Below are 22045 nucleotides of genomic sequence, written 5' to 3' on the forward strand. Positions count from 1 at the left end.
ATTACAAAAAGAAAATGGAGGATTCTTATGAATTTTCGTTTCAGTAAGTGTGCCGTAGCGCTCACACTAGCTCTCTTAGCTGCAAGCAATCCAAAATTAGCTCAAGCCGAAGAGATTCTCAACACAACTCCAGCTTCTTCAACAGAAGCAAGTCAGGCTGTACCAGTTGAATCTGACACCACAGAGGAAGCTGATAATACAGAATCTCCTGTTCCAGCCACTACCGAAGCTGAAAATCCAAGCTCTTCCGAGACAGCTGAAACTAGTGATCCTACGAGCGAGACAACTGACACAACTGCTTCAGAAGCACGCACGGTCACTCCTGCTGCAACTGAAACTAGTCAGCCTGTTGAAGGACAAACTGTTGATGTTCGCATTCTCGCAACAACTGACCTCCATACGAACTTGGTCAACTATGACTATTACCAGGATAAACCTGTAGAGACACTGGGTCTAGCAAAAACAGCTGTTCTTATCGAAGAAGCAAAAAAAGAAAATCCAAATGTCGTATTGGTAGATAATGGTGATACCATTCAAGGTACTCCTCTTGGAAATTACAAGTCTCTCATTGATCCGATTGAAGAAGGTGAGCAACATCCTATGTACGCTGCCTTGGATACGCTGGGCTTCGATGCTGGTACACTTGGAAACCACGAATTCAACTACGGTCTAGACTACCTCCGCAAGGTGATTTCAACTGCTGGCATGCCTCTTCTTAATGCCAACGTTTTACATCCTACAACCAAAGACTTCCTCTACCAGCCTTATACGATCATTGACAAGTCCTTTACAGATACGACTGGCAAGGCTGTCAGCCTGAAAGTCGGGATCACAGGTATTGTTCCCCCTCAAATTCTCAACTGGGACAAAGCTTATCTAGAAGGAAAAGTGATTGTTCGTGATGCAGTTGAAGCCGTTCGCGATATTATCCCAACCATGCGAGAAAATGGCGCAGACATCGTTCTGGTCCTTTCCCACTCAGGTATTGGCGATGACCAATATGAAGTCGGCGAGGAAAATGTCGGTTACCAAATCGCCAGCCTGCCAGGAGTCGATGCGGTTATCACAGGTCACTCCCACGCAGAATTCCCAGGAACTGCCGAAAAACCAAGCTTCTATGCTAAATACTCTGGCGTGGATGATACAAATGGTAAAATCAACGGCACTCCTGTCACCATGGCTGGTAAATACGGTGATCACCTCGGCGTCATCGACCTCAATCTGGTCTTTAAAGATGGCAAATGGACAACTACTTCTAGTAAAGCGGCTATTCGTAAAATCGATACAAAATCATCTGTAGCAGATGGTCGCATCATCGACCTTGCTAAAGAAGCCCATAACGAAACCATCAACTATGTGCGCCAACAAGTCGGTGAAACAACTGCTCCAATCAACAGCTTCTTTGCCCTTGTTCAAGATGATCCTTCTGTACAGATTGTTAACAATGCACAGATTTGGTATGCAAAACAACAGTTGGCGGGTACTTCAGAAGCTAATCTACCAATCCTATCTGCGGCTGCACCATTTAAGGCTGGTACTCGAGGCGATGCTTCAGCCTATACAGACATTCCTGCTGGCCCAATCGCCATCAAGAACGTAGCAGACCTTTACCTCTACGACAACGTTGTAGCCATCTTAAAAGTCAACGGTGCCCAACTCAAAGAATGGTTGGAAATGTCCGCAGGGCAATTCAACCAAGTTGACCCAAGCTCAACAGAGCCACAAAACCTAGTCAACACAGATTTCCGCACTTACAACTTTGACGTTATTGACGGAGTAACTTATCAGTACGATATTACGCAACCAAATAAATACGATCGTAACGGTAAGGTAGTCAACGAAACTGCCAGCAGAGTTCGGAATCTGCAATACAATGGGGAAGATGTGACAGCTGATCAAGAATTCATCGTGGTGACCAACAACTACCGTGCAAACGGTACTTTCCCTGGGGTCCGCGAAGCTTCTGTCAATTACTTGCTCAACCTGGAAAACCGCCAAGCCATCATCAATTATATAATCGCTGAGAAAGTTATCAACCCTACAGCAGACAATAACTGGACCTTTACAGATAGCATCAAGGGACTCGACCTCCGCTTCTTGACAGCAGATCGTGCGAAAGAATTGGTAGCTAATCAAGAAGGGCTGGTTTACCTCCAAGCCTCAGCTGAAAACGAAGGATTTGGCGAATTCAAATTTGTCTACACTGAGCCAAAAGTAGCGACTCCAGATGAACAGCAGTCAGATCAAGGTAACACAGGTCAAGATATTGTACTCGAATCTGGTCAACGAATTACTCTTCCAGCGGTAAATCCACCTGCTCCTGCTCCACAACATAAATTGGCTAGTCCACATTCACAAGCGAGCACCAAGACACTCCCTGCAACAGGAGAAGCTACTTCTATGCTTAGTCTGCTCGGTCTCACTTTGATTAGTTTTGTCGGTGCTTTTCGCAAGAAAAAAGAAAATTAAGATAAAAAGAAAAGAGCTCGGATAAGCAACCGAGCTTTTTTTATCTATAAAAAAATGACCAAACAACCGCTATAAGAATGGCTGGCAGCATATTGGCCACGCGAATCTTTTTGTCCCAGATGATATTGACACCGACACAGAAGATGAGGGCAGAGCCGATAAAAGAGAGATTGGCAAGTGCCTGAGCCGTCATCAGTGGCTCAATCAAACGTGCCAAGAGAGTAATAAACCCTTGAAAGAGAAAGACTGGTACTGCTGAAAAGCCTGCTCCCTTGCCCAAACTCGAGGTCATAATCAAAATGATAACAAAGTCCAAAATACTCTTTACAGCCAACAAGCGATAATCACCCGTCAATCCATCTTGGATGGCTCCCAGTATGGCCATGGCACCGATACAGACGGTCAAAGAAGCTGTCAGGAAAGCATCTAAGAATTGACCATCTTGACTGTTTCCTGACTTTTCTCGGAGCCAGATACCCAAGCGCTCAAACCAACCTTCGATATGCAGTACCTCCCCAATCAAGGTCCCCAAGGACAGACTAAGAACCCAAAGCATGCTATTTTGACTTTTGAGTTGACCGTCAACAACTGTTAGCAGGCCTTCCAAACTACCTGAAATTCCTAGAAATAAAACAGCTAGCCCGCTCGCCATCGTCAACCCCGACTGATGGCGTTCTTTTAGTAAATGCCCAAACCAAGACCCTAGCAAACCTGCTAGGGCAATAGCCAAGGTATTGATAATCGTTCCTAAGGCAAACATGAACTACCTCAACAATTCCGTCGCGTAGCTAATGGCAGAAAGAGCATAGAGTGGAGCCGTCTCCGCTCGTAAGATACGAGGACCAAGACCTGTCTTGACCGCTCCTGCTCCTTCAAATGTGGCTACTTCCTCAGGCGACACGCCACCTTCTGGACCGACAATAACAAGGACTGATTGGCCAGCTTCTAAGCCAGACAAGATTTTCACCAGGTTGGCTTGTTCGCCTTCTTTTGCGGCCTCTTCGTAGGCTAAGATAATCTGGTCAAAACCTGCTAGTTGAGCTAGGAAATCCACTTTTTTCTCAAACAAGCGAACAGCTGGAATGCGATTACGTTTGCTCTGCTCGGCTGCGCCTTGGGCAATTTTTTCTAACTTTTCTGCTTTTTTTGCCAGTTTTTTACCGTCCCATTTGACCACGGACCAGTCAGCTGGAAAGGCCCAGAGGGCTGCCATGCCTAATTCCGTTGCCTTTTGGGCGACAAATTCGAGCTTATCTCCCTTAGGAAAGCCCATGGCAATAGTAACGGAGACAGGTAATTCGACATTATCTGTCAGTTCTTCGATGATTTCAACAGATTGGTTCTGGCTATCTACCACGCGCGCCAAGCGTTTGATACCATCGTCAAAGACCAGAACAATCTGATCATCTGCCTGCAAACGCATGACAGAAAACATATGCTTGGCAGTGTCCTTATCGCTAATCTGGAAAACGCCCTGCGGTGCTCTGCCATTGACAAAATACTGCTGCATCCTAGCCTCCAATCACACCTGAGCGGTCAGTCGTCTTCTTAAAGACGCAGCAATTCCACTCGCCCTGAATCATATGGGTCTCAAGGAAGAAGCCAGCCGCCTCCGCAGATGCTCGCACCATGTCCCACTTGTCCGCGATAATCCCGCTCATAATCAGGTAACCCTCGTCCTTGACCAGACGGTAGGCATCCTCGGTCAGATGGATGAGAATGTCCGCCAAGATGTTGGCAACGATGACTTCCGCCTCCATGTCAATGCCACGAAGCAGGTCGCCTGCCGCGACATGGATGTTGCTAGTATTGGCGTTGAGGTCAATGTTTTCCTGGGCCACACGCACCGCCACTTCATCCAAGTCATAGGCATAAATCTCCTTGGCACCTAGGAGGGAGCTAGCAATGGAAAGGACGCCTGAACCTGTGCCGACGTCAATCACCGTTTCGCCACCACGAAGGACCTGAGAAAGAGCAAAGAGGCTCATCTTGGTGGTCGGGTGGGTACCCGTACCGAAAGCCATGCCTGGGTCCAAGCGGATAATTTTCTCACCTGCTGTCGCCTCGTAGTCCGTCCAAGACGGCACAATGGTCAAATCGTGGGTAATGCGGGCTGGCTCATAGTATTTCTTCCAGTTGTCTGCCCAATCTTCCTCTGCCAGTTCCTGACTTTCTAAGCTGACCTGACCCGTTTCCAAGCCAAAGCCTGTCAAATCCGCCAAGCGAGTCGCCAAGTCTGCCTTAACTTCCTCAATATCTACAGTATCAGGATAGTAAGCCGTAATCGCAATCATATCCGACTGCTCCACCTCGGGATAGAGTTCGCCGAAACGGTCCTCCTGCCCCACATAGTCAGCCGAGTCGCTAATGGCCACTCCCTGACTGCCCGTTTCAATCATCAGATTTGAAACTGCTTCTTCTACATCACGATGCACGTGAATCGTTAATTCTTGCCATGAGTTCATGTTTGTTGTTCCTTTTCTTTTCTATGCGTCAATCACTGTATTATTGTACCGATTTCTAGCCCATTTTACAAGTTAATGTTATAAGGTAAGTAAAATCAAAATAATTTTCGAATAAATGAAATGACAGGAAAATCTGAGCGGTGGTTCTGATTTCTGAAAGGTGGTGGTGCCTATGCAAATAGACACAAAATCCAACGGAAAGGAGAACCTGATTTGTCAGCAGATGAACTAATGGTCATCATAGCTTTTGCAAGCTTACTTGTAAGTATGCTTGATTTGATCATTACAATCATCGTAACCATGCTAGATAAAAAATAGACCGCCCAAGATTTCAAGCTGGCGGTCTATTTTGTCCAAAAGCTGAACCATCGCTATGGTCCTGTCAGGGCGTTGAGCTGGAACTCAACGCCTTTTCTATTTTTATAATAGCAAAAGTTTCGCCTGCAGTCAAGCAAGAGAGAAAACGGAATGTCAAATAGAATCTATTACCCTCAATTCTATACCCACTGCACCATATTGTTCTAATTGTTCTCGCGAATAGTAAACTTCCATATCTTCTGGTTTCGCCTCTCTGATACTGCTTTGCGTATACCCACAAGACAATAAATCTAGTTCTTTGTATAACTGAGCAAAATTATCAAATATGTGAAGATCTAATACTTGCACCTCGATCGTTTGCATCTGATTTTCTGTACAATAAAAACGGATGCGATCTCCAATTTGTATATGCTTGCGCTTCTCGTCATAAAGTCGTAGCTCAATAGTCTTCTGACCAGACTTCATCATTGCAAAAGATTTTGGAGCCAGTAACATTTCATGAACCATCTCAATACCTCGGATATGGGTAAAATTCCCCTTCCACCAAGTCTGCTCTGCCTTTTTCAAAAGCCTCGCTATCCCAAGCAATCGCAAATTCTTGGGCTTCTGGGTCCACCAAAAAGTCCATGAGGTCATCTAAACCTTGGTCGGCGATATCTTTAAGAAAGCCTGCGAAGTAGGTCAGAAACTCCGCTGAAAAGCCCTTCTTGGCGTCAAATGGCAAAGCGACCAGGTAGTCTTCCTCGTCAAAGCGAGACTTGTCCTGGTTGTAGAAAAGAACATACTCCTCCAAGAAAATATCCTCAGAAGACGCATTGCCTTCGTCATCTACCGTTTCAATCCCAGCCGCATTTTGTGCTTCCAAGATGAAGGCCAACTCAACTGCGTGGTTTTTCTTGTCCCAGTTAAGCTCATAATCGTAAGTAAAATGTTTGTCCAGTGCTGCTTCCAGCACATCTAAAAAGCCATGTTTTGCCATTCTATTTCCTCTTTTCTATAAATTCCAATAAATTTATTTCTCGACCGTATTTGACGGAAGCCCGCTTGTCTTTCTCCAAAATGGACTTGGTTAAATCTAGTTGATTTACTGCTGCTATGGCTACAGCATAGTGAATAACGTCAGCTAATTCTTCTGCTAAACGAGCAGAGCTGTCGTCTTCGCCATCCATCATCTTGCGGCCTGCACGCTTGTTCAGCAGCTCTGCCACTTCACCAATTTCTTCCACTAATTTCATAAAGAGACTTTGCTCTGGGACTGTCGTCCCATAGTGGTCACGCAAGTATTCTTCCAAAACACTCACCGTCAACTCCGCCATCTTCGTTTCTCTCCAAATCCTAAAATTGTAGTATAATGATTATACCATAAATGTACTGAAAGGAAGCCTATGCCAGCCAATCTCGCCCTTCGTATGCGGCCCAAATCCATTGATGAAGTGATCGGTCAGGAACACCTGGTCGGTCCTGGAAAGATTATCCGTCGCATGATTGATGCCGATATGCTGTCGTCCATGATTCTCTACGGTCCGCCGGGGATTGGCAAGACCTCGATTGCATCCGCCATTGCTGGCACGACCAAGTATGCCTTTCGGACCTTTAATGCCACGACGGACAACCAAAAACGCCTGCAGGAAATCGCTGAAGAGGCTAAGTTTTCTGGCGGTCTGGTTCTCCTGCTCGATGAAATCCACCGCCTTAACAAGACCAAGCAGGACTTCCTGCTCCCTCTTTTGGAAAATGGTAATATCATCATGATTGGGGCAACGACAGAAAATCCATTTTTCTCTATTTTACCCGCCATTCGTAGCCGAGTGCAGATTTTTGAGTTGCAACCCTTGGAAACCAGCCATATCCGACAGGCCTTGGAACTAGCTCTGACAGACAGCGAACGTGGTTTTGACTTCCCTATTACCATTGAGCCTGAGGCTCTGGATTTTCTGGCCAATGCCACCAATGGTGACCTTCGGGCCGCCTACAATTCGCTGGAACTAGCTGTACTTTCGACCAAGGAAAGTGACGACGGTAGCCGCCACATTGATCTGGACGCTGTGGAAAATAGCTTACAGAAATCCTACATCAGCATGGACAAGAACGGCGATGCCCACTACGATATCCTCTCCGCCCTGCAAAAATCCATTCGAGGTAGCGATGTCAATGCCAGCCTCCACTACGCCGCTCGTTTGATTGAAGCGGAAGACCTGCCTAGTCTGGCTCGTCGCTTAACCGTTATTGCCTATGAAGACATCGGCTTGGCCAATCCAGAGGCTCAGATTCATGCGGTGACGGCCCTTGAAGCGGCTCAGAAAATTGGTTTTCCAGAAGCACGGATTTTGATTGCCAATGTGGTAGTCGATTTGGCTCTTTCTCCCAAGTCCAATTCTGCCTATCAGGCTATGGATGCAGCTCTGGCTGATTTGCGGAAAAACGGTCATCTACCTATTCCAAATCATCTGCGAGACGGTCATTATGCTGGTAGTAAGGAGCTGGGAAATGCCATTGGTTACCAGTATCCGCATGCCTATCCTGAAAAATGGGTGGACCAACAATACCTGCCTGATAAGTTACTTCATGCGGACTACTTCACTGCCAATGACACCGGCAAATATGAGCGTGCCTTGGGCATGACACAAGAAAAGATAAAAAATTTGAAAAAAAATAGACGCCAAAATCCTTGATAGAACTGGTTTTTTGGCACATACATTTTGACACCGCTTACATTTTTGCCATTTTTCTCTTGATTTTTCAAAAAAAAGTGGTATTATTAAATCATAAATAAGAACTGCTGTGGTATACGAATTCATACCTATGTGTTGACCGACTATTTTTGTATTACTAGGGAGACAAAGATCTTCTGACAGTATGCAAGCTGGCACACCCAGAAGCAACTAAGTTAGAAACGCGTCACCCACCTGCTTTTAGCGTGCGGGATCAATACAATCCATGGATAACCGGTACCAATACAGCATTTTTATTTTTTACCTTCCTTAGCTCAGCTGGCAGAGCAGCGGACTCTTAATCCGTGGGTCGTAGGTTCGATCCCTACAGGGAGGATTGGTTGATATGAGGAAAGTCTTGATTTATCAAGGCTTTTTCTTGTTTTTAGAGAGAATTTGGTCAAAATTTGGTCAAAAAGAACCCTTTCACATTGTGAAGGGCTATTTTTTTAACTTATCCCACAGGACAACTCGTTTTTCCTGCAATGATTTCTGTACATCGATGATGCGTTGATTCGATGAGCCTCGAAATTGCAGCATAAGATTGCGCTTGGTACGGTCATAACGGCCGTCAACTAGAATATCTAAATAGGATAGTAACTCTAACTTATCCGGAGTTTCTAACATCATTTCTTCCCATGTGTAGCCTGTCCAAGACCAAATGTCCTTTTCTGGCAGTTCTTTCCGAATTCGCTTTACGAGTGGGAGGACCGTGCCTGTGTTCAGAAAAGGCTCGCCACCCAAGAGAGTTAAGCCCTGCACATAGGGCTGGCCCAAGTCTGCTAAAATGCGGTCTTCAAGCTCCTTGGTATAGGGAATCCCTGCTTTAAAAGACCAGGTTGCAACATTGTAGCAGCCCTCACAGTGAAACAGACAGCCACTAACATATAGAGAGCAACGGACTCCTTCTCCATCCACAAAGTTAAAGGCTTTGTAGTCCATTATTCGCCCTTGGCTAAGTTCCTCGCTCTTCCATTCTTGTGGTTTAGGATTATTCATTTCAAATACCTGAGCATAAGCAAATGAAATCTGATCGTTTGGATGAATTCCGTTTTACCAGTACACAGACTGTTTTTATCCATAAATGGTACTTCCAATGCTTTAGCTCGGATTGATCCCAGCAAGCTTAGTGCGGAACCAATCTCAATTCCTTTCCTGTTTTGATTCAGTAGTTTGTCACTCCCATTAATCCTCAATCCAGTATCTTTCTACCCCGTCTCGAACATCTTCCAAAACGCCACCACATGCCACAATCGTTTTGCGACTACCCTCATTGTCTGTCGAGCAGGTCACGAGGACTTTGGAAATATTTTTGGTTGCGGCTTCCTGCAAACCTAGTCGCAGCTGGTCCTTGGCATAGCCCTTTCCTCGCTCGGTTGGGCGAATGGAATATCCGATATGACCGCCTTTATTGAGCAGGAAATCGTTGAGCCGTAGGCGTAGACTGAGAAAACCAAGGGCTCGACCAGTCTGGTCAAATGACACATATTGAATGGAAGGAACAAAACCGTCTGGCAGATTGAGACCTGCCTCATAGTCTTTGTTTCTAAAAATCCATTCTTCAAAGTCCACATCTTTGGAGATAAAGCCTCCGTCCATAGCTGAGCCTGCTTTTTCAAATTCTGCCAGCATCTCCAAAATCGTTTCCTTATCCGCTATAGTCGGTCTTCTTAATTCCATTTTAGTCTCCATATTGTCTCTTGAAAAATTCACTGATGATGTCTATATCCAGTCCCAAGTCCTGCACAATTTCTGCCTTGTGGAAATCGTCATAGTTGTCCTTACCGCTCCAAACAAAAGAATTGGTCACAATCTGATAGTCCTTATCTGACTCGACTGCTCTGCCATTGACCACAAAACCCTCACCGCCCGGGACAATGCCCCACATCTGAGGGTGGAGGCCTGTCTTGAGGCTAGCCACCAAATCGCTGCCCTTGATACGAACTAAGAGTACTCGCTTGGAAAAGGGCAAGACCTTGACCAAGTCCGAATAAAAGATTGGTCCCGCCGACAAGGAAGCCCGAATGCCGAAGCCGTTGATGACCGCTCCATCTGCCTGCAAACCTAGTTGACTCGCCTGTTCAAATAAAGCCTGACAAATAACAGGGGCCAGAGTTGATAACCCTTGACGAATACCGTCTCGCTCTCCGTCTAGTGCCTGAGGTAAAATCGCTATCGGTTTGGAAAAAGCTGCGTCCCGTTCCGATTTCATCTGGTCGATAATAGCCTTGACCGCCCTGTCTTCTTGGGTCAGTTTCTCCACCTCAATCAAGTCATAAGCCAGGACCTCGTGCCGTCCATCTGCAAAACACCGCAGGGATAGATGACCGACAAAGCGACCATACTGACCAGCTTGGCAGATACTAACTCCACCAATCTGACTAGGTTGCTTTAGAATGGTATGGGTATGTCCACCCAAAATCACGTTAAGCTCAGGGAAATCCTTGGCCAAATGCACATCCTCATCGTATCCCAGATGACTGAGCAAGAGCAGATGAGCCTGTGGATCCTTGGCAAGAACCTGATCTACCAATCGCCGCAGAGCTTGTTTATGGTCTTCAAAAATCACATTCTCCGACGGTGACGCAACCTCCTGGGTTTCCAAGGTAGTCAAACCGAGGACATAGAGGGGGTTCCCGTTCATATCAAATTCAAGGACATCCTCAAGCGGCACCAATTCATCAGCCGCCTCCACATCCTGATAGCTGAGATTGGAGGACACAATTGGAAACTGAGCATAGTCATCCAAGCGACTGAGCAACTCATCTCCGTGGTCAAACTCATGATTGCCCAAGGTCATAGCCTGACAACCAATTTGATTCATTAGCTCGATTTCCTTGACTCCTCGGTACATATTGAAGAAAATATTTCCTGAAAACAAATCCCCACTATCAAAAACAAAGGTCGGAATCCCCTTTTTCTCATTACCCTCCCGAATGTTCGCAATCAGTTGCGCCTTCTTTGGAAAATTCTCCATGTAGGAATGCATATCATTGGTATGGAGAATACTAATATCTGTATAGTCCATACTATTTTTTCTTATTTTTTGCTTGTTTGAGCAATTCCTGCACACGCGCTTTTTTATCCTGCTTCACATTAGAATTCTTCTCATGATAGCGTGTCACCAGGGCCTTCCCCTTATCGTCTAATTGATATTTTCCCATTGTTTTCTCCTCTTTTTTTATCTCTTATTTGTTTATAATAAACTTCCACAGCTAACTGGAACTGTGGAAGCTCTACATAGTCTGTTTATTACTTATAAGCTCGACCCATTCATGTGTTTCACACGCGCCGAAATTTCCTTGTGACGGCCTTTTACCATCGGACGGGCCTGTGGATTGCCTAGATAACCGCAAGTTCGTTTAACAACATCCACCGACTTAGGATCGCTATTCCCGCAATTTGGACACTTGAAGCCACGCTCCGTCGGCTCAAAATCGCCCTCAAAATCACAAGCGTAACAATGGTCAATCGGAGTATTGGTTCCCAAATAACCAACACGGTCATAAGCATAGTCCCAAACAGCTTCCAAGGCCTTTGGATTTTGTTGCAGCACAGGGTATTCACAGTAATGGATAAATCCACCACTAGCACCTACAGCAGGATAAATTTTCTCAAAGTCCAGTTTTTCAAACGGTGTTGGATTTTTGCGTACATCATAGTGGAAACTATTAGTGTAATACTCTTTATCCGTAATGTCCTTAACAATGCCAAATTTCTCTGTATCCATACGGCAGAAGCGGTCTGTCAGGCTTTCAGATGGTGTCGAATAAACTGAGAAATGATAACCATATTCATCCGACCAATCTTCAACCAAGTTTTTCATTTTCTTGATAATATCCACCGTGAAATCTTTTGCCTCTGGCTTGGTCTCCCATTCGCCACCGTAAAATACTGTTGCGACTTCATACAAACCAATATACCCCAAAGATACGGTTGCTCGACGATTTTTAAAGACTTCATCTACTGCGTCTGTCTTAGCCAAGCGTTTGCCGAATGCCCCATATTGATAGAGGATTGGAGCATTGGCCGGGGTTGCCTCCTTCACTCGTTCCACTCGGTAGACCAGGGCATCCTTGGCAATGGCCATGCGTTCTGCAAATATTTCCCAGAACTTATCCATATCTCCTGCAGACTCCATGGCAATCCGTGGCAAATTGACGGTTACGACACCTAGGTTCATACGACCAGATGTCACATCCTGGCCATTTTCATCCTTCCAACCTTGAAGGAATGAGCGGCAGCCCATTGGCACCTTGAAGGAACCTGTCAACTCAACAATCTTGTCATAAGAAAGCATATCTGGATACATACGCTTTGTTGCACATTCAATCGCCAATTGCTTGATGTCATAGTTTGGAGAATCTGGCTCCAAGTTCAAGCCCCGCTTAACTGTAAAAATCAGCTTTGGAAAAATAGCTGTGCGACCTTCCCGACCCAGACCCTTGATACGAATGTTCAAAATCGCTTTTTGAATTTCCCGTTCAAACCACGATGTCCCTAGCCCAAAACCGAGTGATGTAAAGGGTGTTTGTCCATTGGAAGTAAAAAGAGTATTGATTTCATATTCCAAAGACTGCATAGCATCATAAATATCCTTTTGCGTTTTAGCACGCGCATATTCTTCTTGCTTGTCTGCTAACACCCAATCCTCGGCGTCTTTCAAATGCTTTTGGTAGTTAAGTTCCGCATAGGGCGCCAAAACTTCATCGATACGGTCAGCTGAGCAGCCACCATATTGACTAGAGGCCACATTGGCAATGATTTGTGAAATCTGAGCCGTAGCTGTTTGAATTGATTTTGGACTTTCTACATCGGCATTTCCTATCTTGAAGCCCTGTGCCAACATCCCTTTAAAATCAATCAAACAACAGTTGGTCATTGGTGTATAAGGGCTGTAATCCAAGTCGTGATAATGGATGTCTCCCTTTTGATGGGCATTGGCTACATGAGCTGGTAATAATTTGAGACCGATAGACTTGCCGACAATACCTGCTGTCAGGTCCCGTTGAGTATTGAACACATCCGCGTCCTTATTGGCATTTTCATTGACCACAGACTGGTCCTTGCTCAACAGCTTATGAATCTCAAAATTAATATCGGTAGCCTGATGACGGCGAAAATCACGGCGTGTTCGGTATTGAATATAAAGCTCCGCCAAATCATATAAATGAGCCTTTAACAATTCCTGTTCAACGACCGTTTGAATTTCGTAAATTTGAACATCTTTTTCAAATCGGCGACCAATTTCAGCCAAAACAGCTTCTAATACTATTTTCAAACCTGCTTCTGAAACAGGATGTTCTAATTCTTGGTTTGCCCGCCGAAGAGCAGAAAAAATCTTATCCTGGTCAAAGGATACTGTCCGTCCATCACGTTTCAAAACTAATAATTCTATACTCGGTAAGACATTTTCTTGCACATTCATCTGACAAACCTCCAAAATTCTTCACTTCTATTAGTGTAGCACTTCACAAAACAAAAATCAATATCTTGTGTAAAAAAATATAAAAACTCAAAATTTACACTAGATATAGTTTTTGTTTCTGAAAAACAAATGAAAACAAGAGCCTATTCTGACTCTTGTTTTCTAGTCCATAAAAAGTACAGGTTAATAGCACAGGCCACTAAAATCACAGCAGGCCAAAGCAAGTTGATGACAGGAATTCTGCCAACATTCACAGCAAGAAAGAGGATATTCCACACCACTCCCAAGCTATAGACAATCGTCAAAATAATTTTCATAAAACACTCCAACAAAATGATAGTGCTATTATACTACAAACGACCGTTGATGTCCTTGATTTGCCGCTCCATTTTCCGATAATTTAGGAAAAAGAGAGAAGTGTATATCAAGACAAAGATCAGCCAGAAGAGAAGCAGAGCACCTAGTTTCACGGGAAACCAGCCAGCCAAAATGCCCAGCGGTGTGAAGCCTAAAGCTGTGATGCAAAAATGCGTTGCTATCATTCGTAGAAGGCTCCAATCCTGTTCAAAAATCTTGTCTGCCAGCTGAAATAAGATGCCGATTGCCGCCCAAATGGCTACACAAATCAACATGACTGCAGGCTGATTAAAATGCTCTACATAGTAAGCACCCATGGGTGAAAAGGGATTGAGAGGGAGATAGATTCCTTGCCCGAAAACAGCTGATGCGATAATGGAGATAATAGTTCCGATGGCAATGCCTAAACTGGCTGATAAGATGTATTTTTTCATAGTCCTAACCTTTCTTTGATAACTTTTAGATAGCGACGGGAGGAGTAGGTGACCGACCCATTCTTCATGACCAGCTTGACCAGGCCGTTGGCAGTCAGTTTGAGGTGGTCCAGTTGCTTGATGTGAATGATTTCTGATTGGGAAATCTGCAAAAAGTTAGCAGGCAGTTCCTCCTTAACCTGATACAAGCGTAAGTTGGAAGTAAAGGAATCTCCCACCGTTTCCACCTGTAAAACCTTGTCTTCCAAGTAGAGCCTGACAATCTCATCATGCTCCAAAAGATAGACTTGCTCTCCTTTTTTGACAGTTAGACTGGATCTCTGCTTATCCAAGTTTTGAATATAGGATACCAGATGACTAACCTGCTCTGACATGGTTTGAGCCTCAATGGTCACCAAATCTTCCAAAATTTCTGGTGAAATAGCTAGTTTTACTTTCATCTTCTCTCCTTTCTCTTTCTGACCCTATTAAACACCATTTCTTTACTGGTTTCAAGGGCTTTTGACTATGTGGTCGTTTTCCAGCACTAAACGGCAAAAAAAGCCAGAACAGCTGTCCTGACTTAGTCATTCTTTAGAAATGTTAGCCCCGTCACTATCTGCCAAGCTGTGATAGAATAGACGGTTAAGCGTTCATAAATGGCCATTACCGCCACTTGATTTTCCAAGATAGCAGTCTGCAACAATCCTGCAGCGACAAAACCACACAATCCGAGAAAAATACTACTGGAGCGATAAACCATTTTTTGATCGGGCAGGAAAAGACCTGTCAAAAGCAAGGTGCTATTGCCCATCATAAAGGACAGACGTGCCCCAAATCCATGCAAACCGTCCTGACCCGGTACACCACCTTGGAAGAAACCAACCAAGAGACTCCCTAGACCAAAGAGGGTGACTATAAGCAGGATAAGGATTGCCAAAATTGGATGTCTTCGCCTTATCTTAGAGAAAATAAGCAGAGCATAAGAAAAGACAAAGCCAATCGCAGTTAGAATAAAGCCACTATTCATGACAATCGCCCAATTTGAAAAGTTTTCTGGCACACCAGCTACCTGCTGACCATTGTATACCCCAAGAGCTGAAATAAACTGCCGACCATAGACATAGCTACGTGGATAGCCCGTTCCAATGGCAGCGATTAATTCGGTTCCTAGGTAAATACTGGCATTTATTATAAAGCCAATGGCTCCCCATTTTTGTAGATTATGTACTCTCATCTTTTTCTTTCCTTATTACTTTCTCTTGGTATTTTGCCACTAGACTTATTTAAAATCTGTAATTTTTTCTGCCTCAATACGAACAGAGTCAAATCCTGGTTCTTTGGCTTTTCCAATTGAAACCATCAGAACGGGAATATAACGGTTTGGATCCAATTCAAAAGTCGCCGCCATCTCCTCAGGGTCAAAACCTGACATAGGATTAGTATCATAACCGTGAGAACGTGCTACTAACATCAACTGCATAGCAGCTAGACTAGCGTCCATTTTGACGACCTCTCTCATCGTAGCTGGCGACAAGTTATCATACATACTCTTAATCGCAGGAACCTGATAGTCTCGGACTTCAGGTGGCATCTTTCCTTCGGCTACAGCTCGGTCATAGATAACTTCTGTGCGGTCCTGGGGCTTGATATCTGCAAAGATTAAAATCACCGCTGAAGCAGTGTCGACTTGCTTAGTATTAAAGCGTACCATGGGACGCAACTTGGTCTTAGCGGTTGCGCTTTCCACAACCACAAAACGCCAAGGCTGCAAGTTCACAGAAGATGGAGCTGTAATGGCTTTGTTCAGCATTTCAAGCATTTCTTCGTGGTCAATCGTCACAGTCTCATCATATACTTTGATAGATTTGCGACCAAACATGATCTCATTAAAATCATTAGTTATCATACACGATTATCTTCCTTACATTAGCGCTGTTTTTACATGGGAAAGTAGAGCATAGGTTGTTGCAGGAAAAGCAAAAATCATGCGATTTAGATCTGTTGCTGTCAACTGTTGATTGATAATCAAGGTCAGCAAATTAATCATCTCTCCTGCTTCATGCCCGATTAAGGCCGCACCCTTCAAGTTCTTGTCACTTCCTACAATCAGTGTAAAGTGAGCTTCTGTCTCCAACTTAGTTTGGAATTTTAATTGTTGTCCAAAGGGAATCTCTACAATCTGGTACTGTTCAGGATTTGCTTGGGCCTCTGCAACCGTAACACCAACTTGAGCCAGACGAGGCAGCGTGAAAACGACATTTGGAACAACTGGATAGGTAATCGGAGCTGGATTGCCCAAAATATGCTCCGCAATGTAGCTAGACTCAAAGCTAGCAGTCGGCGTCAAGCGAGGAATCGTTTTAGAAACCACATCACCAGACGCGTAGATAGTAGGCTGGCTTGTCTGCATGAATTCATTCACCTTGATGCCAGTGCGATCAAAATCCACTCCAACCTCTTCTAAGCCTAGACCTTCTACATTTGAGACACGGCCTGTGGCGTCAATAATGGTGTCTGTCTCGATTTCTAAGCCCTGAGCCGTTTTGACAAGAAGACCCCCTGCTGTTTTTTCAGCTGAAACAACCGCTTGATTGAAATGGAAGCTAACACCATCGGCGGTCATTTTATCAATGACACTAGCTACCAATTGTTCAGGATAGGCTGCTAAAGCGCGGTCTGCAAATTCGATAATATGAACTTCTGAACCCAGTAGCGAAGCCATTGTCGCAAACTCCAGCGAGATAATCCCAGCACCGATAAAGACAATTCTTTCTGGCATATGGTCCATATCAAGAAAGGCACGGCTGTCTTGAAACCATTCATTCCCAGGGACATTTAGTCGAGCAGGGCGTTGACCTGTTCCAATCACGATAAAGTCTGTGGTAATTTCCTTATCATCAACCATCACTGTGTGAAGGTCTTTTAACTGACCATGTCCTTTTAACAGGTCAATTGACAGGCTGGCAAACATGCCTTCTAACATGGGAGAATAAGTTGGAATTTCCTCTTTTTTATACGCCATCAATTTTTCCCAAGAAATTTCTCCTGTTTTGGCAATCCCTGCTTTTTCGTACCGTGCCAAACCATCCATAAACTCAAAGGGACTCTCTAGTAAAAACTTGGCATTACAACCATAGTTTGTGCAGGTACCAGCTGTGACATCTTTTTCGACAATAGCTACTTTCTTACCTGCTTTTGCCAAATCAACTGCAGCATGCCAGTTGGCATGTCCTGAACCGATAAAGGTAACATCGTATTGATACATTATTCTTCCTCCTTAATTTGTCAACATAGAAACAACAGTTTGGCCTAGGGCACGAGCAGATTTGGGATTTTGACCTGTCAAGATGCGATCATCCTGGCGAACAACGGGGGAAAAGGCCGTTCCAATTTCAACCTTAGCCCCTTTTTCACGAAGGGCTGACTCCGTTAAAAATGGTACCAAGCCTGTGGTGCCGTTTAACTCCTCTTCTTGATTGGTAAAGCCTGTGACAACTTTTCCTGCAATCAAAGGTTGACCAGCCTCATCTTTGATTGGCAAGAGTCCTGCTGCACCGTGACAAACTGCTGTGACGAGACCTCCGTTTTGGTAAATCTGGCTTGCCAGCTCTGCTATTTCCACAGACTCTGGAAAATCCCACATGACCCCATGACCACCTGTATAGTAAATCAACTCATAGTCCGTCGCCTTAACCTCTTCTGGTCGTAGCGTCTGACCGAGAGCTCGATTGCGAAAATCAGCATTTTGGTAGTAGGTGCGATCCACGTCATCCATCATGGTCAAACTATGCGGATCTAGGGGGACATAGCCACCTTTTGGGCTGACAAAATCCGCTTCATAACCAACTTTGACCAACTCATCATAAAAGTGAGTCAGCTCGCTGAGCCATAAACCTGTCAGGCGTTCATGCTCACCATATTGTTCTATATTGGTTAGGACAATCAGTGCTTTCTTCATGCTACCTCCTATTTTTAATCGCGCGCGATTGTTTTTTGATATGTGTCTAGTCTATCCCTATTCATTTGATTTGTCAAGATAATAGAATTTTGATAAGATATTTTTATCGTGCACGATTAGAAAGCGAGAGACCATGTCCGACTATCATTATTCAAAGCAGCTCTGCCATTCTTTCTACCAAGTCAACAAACTCTTCAATCAATTTTATATGAAAAATCTCAAAGAATTTGACTTGACCTATACCCAATACCTCGTGCTTGTTGTCCTCTGGGAAAAAGCTCCACTGACACTCAAGGAACTCGGTGGAAAGCTAGATTTGGCCAGCAACACCTTGACGCCACTCCTAAAGCGACTTGAGGAAAAGGGCTACATCCAGCGAAGCATTCCTCTGGGAGACAAACGACAACTCCTTGTCCAGCTCACCGAAGATGGTCAAAAACTCCAAGCCATTCTTGAAGACAAGTTACTTTCCTGCTTTCGCCAACTCGATGGCCTGACTATAGAAAAAAAACAATCGTACGTCAAGTACAATCAGGAACTCATCGAGAGTTTACAGAACTATTTGGACTAATATATCCCCTGCTTTTCTCCATGGAAGCAGTTTTTTCATACTCAATAATAATCAAAAATAGCAAGTCTAAGCTACTTATAACATGTGAAACATTAATTTATAAGTTTGAGTTGAGGATTGTGGATTTCAAGTAGCTGTTTTCTTCTCAAAAAATAACAAAATCAAAACGCTCCATATCCACTTTGAGTGGTAGGTGGCTATTTTTGATTTTAAATGAGTATTATTTGAAAAAAAGCCAGAACAATTGTCCTGACTTTCATTTTCTTATAATTTTTTCTTCAACTCCGCCACCGCCATCATGACTTCCATAGGGGTCATATTGTAGATGTCCAGTTTTTCTAATTCTTCGAGGACTGGGTGAGAAGGCGCGTCTGCGAAGAGGTCGATTTGACCAGACGGCTCTTCCACTACTGACGGAACTGGGTTAGCTGGTGCAGTAGGGGCTTGATTTTCAAGTGTCTGCAAAATACTGTCCGCCCGCTGCAATAGTTCCTCTGGCATTCCCGCAATCTTAGCGACATGAATCCCGTAGGACTTGTCAGCTGGGCCTTGTGCAATCTTGTGGAGGAAGGTGACTTGGCCGTCCTTCTCCAAGGTCGATACATGGACATTCTCTAGGTGTTCCAAGGTCTGGCTAAGGTCTGTCAACTCATGGTAGTGGGTAGCAAAGAGAGTCTTGGCTCCAATCTTGTCGTGGATGTACTCGATGATAGACTGAGCCAGAGCCATACCGTCATAGGTGGCCGTTCCCCGTCCCAACTCATCAAAGAGGATGAGCGACCGATCTGTCGCCAGACGGACTGCCTTATTGGCCTCCATCATCTCGACCATGAAGGTCGATTGACCACTAACCAAGTCGTCTGCCGCCCCAATTCGGGTGAAAATAGCATCGAAAATCGGTAATTCAGCCTGATCCGCAGGTACATAGGAACCCATCTGCGCCATGATGACGATAACCGCCAACTGCCGCATATAGGTAGACTTACCACTCATGTTTGGACCAGTAATTAGTTGCATATGTGTATCGGTATTCAAGTGAATAGAGTTGGGAATGTAGGTCTGCTTGCCCATGACCTTCTCCACCACCGCATGACGACCACGGTCAATGGTCAGTTCTCTTTGATCTGTAAAGCGTGGACAAACCAAATGTTGCTGCTCCGCCACAACTGCAAAGGCCTGCAAAACATCGATGGTTGCAATGGTCCGAGCCAACTTCTGCAAGCGACCGATATACTTCTCAACCTCTTGGCGAATCCGCATGAAAATCTCGTACTCCAAATTAGCAGACTTATCACGCGCCTCCAACATCTGCCCTTCAATCTTAGCCAACTCTTCCGTTCCATAGCGCTCCGAGTTTTTCAAGGTCGCCTTACGGAAAAAATGGTCCGGCACATTGCCCAGATTGGAATTGGTCACATGGAAATAGTAGCCATCTTTTTTATTGTAATCAATCTTAAGATTGTTGATACCAGACGCTTCACGCTCCTTAGCCTCAATCTCCGCAATCCAACCCGCTCCCTCACGCATGACCAGACGATACTGATCCAGCGTTTCGTCAAAGCCTGTACGAATGATGTTTCCATCTGTGATGGTCCCTTGGGCTTCTGGGGCAATAGCAGAGCTGATGAGAGCGTGCAGTTCTGGGATTGGGTCCAATCCAGCTACCAGATTGCCTAGAGCAGGCTCATTGATTTGTAGCAAGATATTCTTGATTGCTGGGATATTTCCCAAAGTCTGGGAGAGCTGCAAGAGATCCTTGGGCATGGTTTTTCCAAAAGACACCCGGCTGGCCAAGCGTTCGATGTCATAGACACCTTTCAAGGCTTCTACCAAGTCACTCCGTTCAAAGAAGTAATCCAGAAAAACCTGAACGACAGCCTGACGATTCTCAATCCGCTTAAGATCAATCAAGGGACGATCAATCCATGTCCGCAATAGTCGCATACCCATGGCTGTCTTGGTTTCGTCTAGCAACCAGTACAAACTACCATGCTTCTTGCCTGTCCGACCGTTTTCAAGCAGGTCCAGACTGGACTTGGTTGCATAGTCCATTTGCAGATAGTCCTTGATTTCATAGTGAACCACCTTTTGCAAGTGGCTCAGATCTCGCATCTGAGTCCGATGTAGGTAGCTGAGGAGTTTACCTGCCGCAGCCTTTTCCAAGTCTGTCAAGGAGTTATCAATCAATTGGACATCCTCTGTCACCTCATCCTCAAAAGAGAGTAGGAGGTTCATCTGGTTCGAAAAGACCTGCTCTTCTTCCTCAGATAAAGCATAGCCGATGACCAATTCACGTGCCCGTAAATTGCGGATCTCACCGCAAAGACTAGTAAAATCATCCAAACTAGTCACAAAAAACTGACCTGTTGACACATCCATATAAGAAAGTGCGAACTGTACTCCCTGACGGTCAATCGCAACCAAATAGTTACTGTCTGCTCCCATTTTGGACGAGTCTGTTACCGTACCAGGAGTAATGACCTGTACTACTTCCCGCTTGACCACGCCGACTGCCTGCTTAGGATCTTCCATCTGCTCGGCAATTGCGACCTTGTGCCCCAATTCAACAAGTGTGTCGATATACTGTTGTGCCGCGTGATACGGTACCCCCGCCATAGGAATCGGATTCTCCGCATTCTTATTCCGACTGGTCAAGGACAATTCCAAAATCTGCGCCGCTTCTACCGCATCTTCATAAAATAATTCATAAAAGTCTCCCATACGGAAAAGCAAAAAAGCATCTGGATACTGTGCTTTTATATCCAGATACTGCTGCATTCCCGGAGAAATTTTTTCTGTTGCCATCATCTCTCCCTGTTCTAATTCAAATAGTAGTTAATCTCCGCTTCAACTTGCTGAGCCGCTACATCATCTCGACAAATAACTAAAAGTGTATTAGCTCCCGCCAGCGTTCCCAAAATAGTCTCTGGCTTTTCTGCATCAATGATATTGGCCATCAAGGCCGCTTCTCCCAGTTCTGAATGAAGGACCAGAATAAAACTAGCCCTATCTACTTTATACGCATATTGTGCCAATAATTGGATAAAATTCACGCGCTCTTCTTCAATAGCTAAGGAATAAAATGAACGCCCATTTTCATGAATTTTTATCACTCCCAACTCACGTAAATCACGAGACAAGGTTGTCTGGGTTACCACTACCCCTCGAGCCTCTAAACCTTGCTGAATATCCGTTTGTCGCCCTATTTTTTCTTGACGAATCATGGCCTTTATTAAATCATGTCGTCCTGCTTTATTCATCATTTTACCTCAAAATGTATATTTATAGAAATATTATAACACTTTTCCCCGCTATTAGCCTAGAAATGTGTTAAAATAGAATCAATAACTTT

The 22045-nt window shown here is 44.6% G+C and carries 23 protein-coding genes, 1 tRNA gene and 1 other RNA gene; 5 read left to right on the top strand and 20 right to left on the bottom strand.

Translation table 11 applies throughout. The features are described 5' to 3' along the window. The first annotated feature begins 27 nt into the window (after window positions 1-27). Window positions 28-2469: a heme-binding protein SntA gene (sntA, locus tag NOL38_RS06105; RefSeq protein WP_277941689.1), complete on the top strand. Its 2442-nt coding sequence runs from the start codon at window positions 28-30 to the stop codon at window positions 2467-2469. A gap of 40 nt (window positions 2470-2509) precedes the next feature. On the opposite strand, the gene NOL38_RS06110 is transcribed toward sntA, so the two are convergent. The 6 genes from NOL38_RS06110 to NOL38_RS06135 form a co-directional block, all read right to left on the bottom strand. After that, window positions 2510-3229, bottom strand: coding sequence for a DUF554 domain-containing protein (locus NOL38_RS06110; RefSeq protein WP_277941690.1), 720 nt, complete (start codon window positions 3227-3229; stop codon window positions 2510-2512). Between the two features lie 3 nt (window positions 3230-3232). Continuing rightward, entirely contained in the window at window positions 3233-3979 is a 747-nt protein-coding gene (locus NOL38_RS06115; protein ID WP_277941691.1) for a 16S rRNA (uracil(1498)-N(3))-methyltransferase, read from the bottom strand. 1 nt (window position 3980) lies between these two features. After that, the gene (gene prmA / locus NOL38_RS06120) at window positions 3981-4934 is read right to left on the bottom strand and encodes a 50S ribosomal protein L11 methyltransferase (RefSeq protein ID WP_277941692.1); all 954 of its coding nucleotides are present in this window, start codon (window positions 4932-4934) and stop codon (window positions 3981-3983) included. 471 nt (window positions 4935-5405) lie between these two features. After that, a complete protein-coding gene (locus NOL38_RS06125) occupies window positions 5406-5759 on the bottom strand; it encodes an ASCH domain-containing protein (protein ID WP_277941693.1) in 354 nt (117 codons plus the stop codon). Window position 5760: 1 nt separating this feature from the next. Further along, window positions 5761-6231, bottom strand: coding sequence for a DUF3013 family protein (locus NOL38_RS06130; protein ID WP_277941694.1), 471 nt, complete (start codon window positions 6229-6231; stop codon window positions 5761-5763). Between the two features lies 1 nt (window position 6232). Next, window positions 6233-6568: a MazG nucleotide pyrophosphohydrolase domain-containing protein gene (locus tag NOL38_RS06135; RefSeq protein WP_277941695.1), complete on the bottom strand. Its 336-nt coding sequence runs from the start codon at window positions 6566-6568 to the stop codon at window positions 6233-6235. Between the two features lie 69 nt (window positions 6569-6637). Here NOL38_RS06135 and NOL38_RS06140 point away from each other — a divergent pair, with 69 nt between their 5' ends. The 3 genes from NOL38_RS06140 (at window position 6638) to NOL38_RS06150 (ending at window position 8300) form a co-directional block, all read left to right on the top strand. After that, window positions 6638-7924, top strand: a complete 1287-nt coding sequence (locus tag NOL38_RS06140; protein ID WP_277941696.1) for a replication-associated recombination protein A — start codon at window positions 6638-6640, stop codon at window positions 7922-7924. Window positions 7925-8025: 101 nt separating this feature from the next. Next, a non-coding RNA gene (gene ssrS, locus NOL38_RS06145) (6S RNA) lies at window positions 8026-8219 on the top strand. Window positions 8220-8227: 8 nt separating this feature from the next. Continuing rightward, a tRNA-Lys gene (locus NOL38_RS06150) sits at window positions 8228-8300 on the top strand. A gap of 104 nt (window positions 8301-8404) precedes the next feature. Here NOL38_RS06150 and nrdG read toward each other — a convergent pair. The 12 genes from nrdG to NOL38_RS06210 form a co-directional block, all read right to left on the bottom strand. Further along, entirely contained in the window at window positions 8405-8962 is a 558-nt protein-coding gene (nrdG, locus tag NOL38_RS06155; protein WP_002939123.1) for an anaerobic ribonucleoside-triphosphate reductase activating protein, read from the bottom strand. 186 nt (window positions 8963-9148) lie between these two features. Then, entirely contained in the window at window positions 9149-9643 is a 495-nt protein-coding gene (locus NOL38_RS06160; RefSeq protein WP_277941697.1) for a GNAT family N-acetyltransferase, read from the bottom strand. A 1-nt stretch (window position 9644) separates the two neighbouring features. Continuing rightward, window positions 9645-10991 carry a bifunctional metallophosphatase/5'-nucleotidase gene (locus tag NOL38_RS06165; protein ID WP_277941698.1) on the bottom strand — a complete coding sequence of 449 codons (1347 nt, stop codon included), beginning with the start codon at window positions 10989-10991 and terminating at the stop codon, window positions 9645-9647. Window position 10992: 1 nt separating this feature from the next. Continuing rightward, the gene (locus tag NOL38_RS06170; protein ID WP_002939130.1) at window positions 10993-11127 is read right to left on the bottom strand and encodes a hypothetical protein; all 135 of its coding nucleotides are present in this window, start codon (window positions 11125-11127) and stop codon (window positions 10993-10995) included. Between the two features lie 92 nt (window positions 11128-11219). Then, entirely contained in the window at window positions 11220-13391 is a 2172-nt protein-coding gene (nrdD, locus tag NOL38_RS06175; RefSeq protein ID WP_277941699.1) for an anaerobic ribonucleoside-triphosphate reductase, read from the bottom strand. Window positions 13392-13534: 143 nt separating this feature from the next. Beyond that, entirely contained in the window at window positions 13535-13708 is a 174-nt protein-coding gene (locus NOL38_RS06180) for a hypothetical protein (protein WP_009910995.1), read from the bottom strand. A gap of 33 nt (window positions 13709-13741) precedes the next feature. Next, a complete protein-coding gene (locus NOL38_RS06185) occupies window positions 13742-14182 on the bottom strand; it encodes a DUF3021 domain-containing protein (protein ID WP_277941700.1) in 441 nt (146 codons plus the stop codon). Then, the gene (locus NOL38_RS06190) at window positions 14179-14622 is read right to left on the bottom strand and encodes a LytTR family DNA-binding domain-containing protein (RefSeq protein WP_277941701.1); all 444 of its coding nucleotides are present in this window, start codon (window positions 14620-14622) and stop codon (window positions 14179-14181) included. The genes NOL38_RS06185 and NOL38_RS06190 overlap by 4 nt, the downstream gene beginning before the upstream one ends. Before the next feature lie 122 nt (window positions 14623-14744). Then, window positions 14745-15398 (bottom strand): DUF998 domain-containing protein, encoded by a 654-nt coding sequence (locus NOL38_RS06195; protein ID WP_277941702.1) that lies wholly within the window; start codon window positions 15396-15398, stop codon window positions 14745-14747. A gap of 45 nt (window positions 15399-15443) precedes the next feature. Beyond that, window positions 15444-16070: a nitroreductase family protein gene (locus tag NOL38_RS06200; RefSeq protein WP_277941703.1), complete on the bottom strand. Its 627-nt coding sequence runs from the start codon at window positions 16068-16070 to the stop codon at window positions 15444-15446. Between the two features lie 15 nt (window positions 16071-16085). Continuing rightward, the gene (locus NOL38_RS06205; RefSeq protein ID WP_277941704.1) at window positions 16086-17429 is read right to left on the bottom strand and encodes a dihydrolipoyl dehydrogenase family protein; all 1344 of its coding nucleotides are present in this window, start codon (window positions 17427-17429) and stop codon (window positions 16086-16088) included. Window positions 17430-17441: 12 nt separating this feature from the next. Continuing rightward, window positions 17442-18122 carry a type 1 glutamine amidotransferase domain-containing protein gene (locus tag NOL38_RS06210; protein ID WP_277941705.1) on the bottom strand — a complete coding sequence of 227 codons (681 nt, stop codon included), beginning with the start codon at window positions 18120-18122 and terminating at the stop codon, window positions 17442-17444. A 133-nt stretch (window positions 18123-18255) separates the two neighbouring features. On the opposite strand from NOL38_RS06210, the gene NOL38_RS06215 reads away from it, so the two are divergent. After that, window positions 18256-18693: a MarR family winged helix-turn-helix transcriptional regulator gene (locus NOL38_RS06215; RefSeq protein ID WP_277941706.1), complete on the top strand. Its 438-nt coding sequence runs from the start codon at window positions 18256-18258 to the stop codon at window positions 18691-18693. 264 nt (window positions 18694-18957) lie between these two features. On the opposite strand, the gene mutS is transcribed toward NOL38_RS06215, so the two are convergent. Both mutS and argR read right to left on the bottom strand, forming a co-directional pair. Next, window positions 18958-21498 (bottom strand): DNA mismatch repair protein MutS, encoded by a 2541-nt coding sequence (mutS, locus tag NOL38_RS06220; protein WP_277941707.1) that lies wholly within the window; start codon window positions 21496-21498, stop codon window positions 18958-18960. Between the two features lie 14 nt (window positions 21499-21512). Next, window positions 21513-21953, bottom strand: a complete 441-nt coding sequence (argR, locus tag NOL38_RS06225; protein ID WP_002937036.1) for an arginine repressor — start codon at window positions 21951-21953, stop codon at window positions 21513-21515. Window positions 21954-22045 lie beyond the last annotated feature (92 nt).

The sequence above is a fragment of the Streptococcus suis genome (assembly GCF_029616525.1).
In the GTDB taxonomy this organism is placed as follows: domain Bacteria; phylum Bacillota; class Bacilli; order Lactobacillales; family Streptococcaceae; genus Streptococcus; species Streptococcus suis_AF.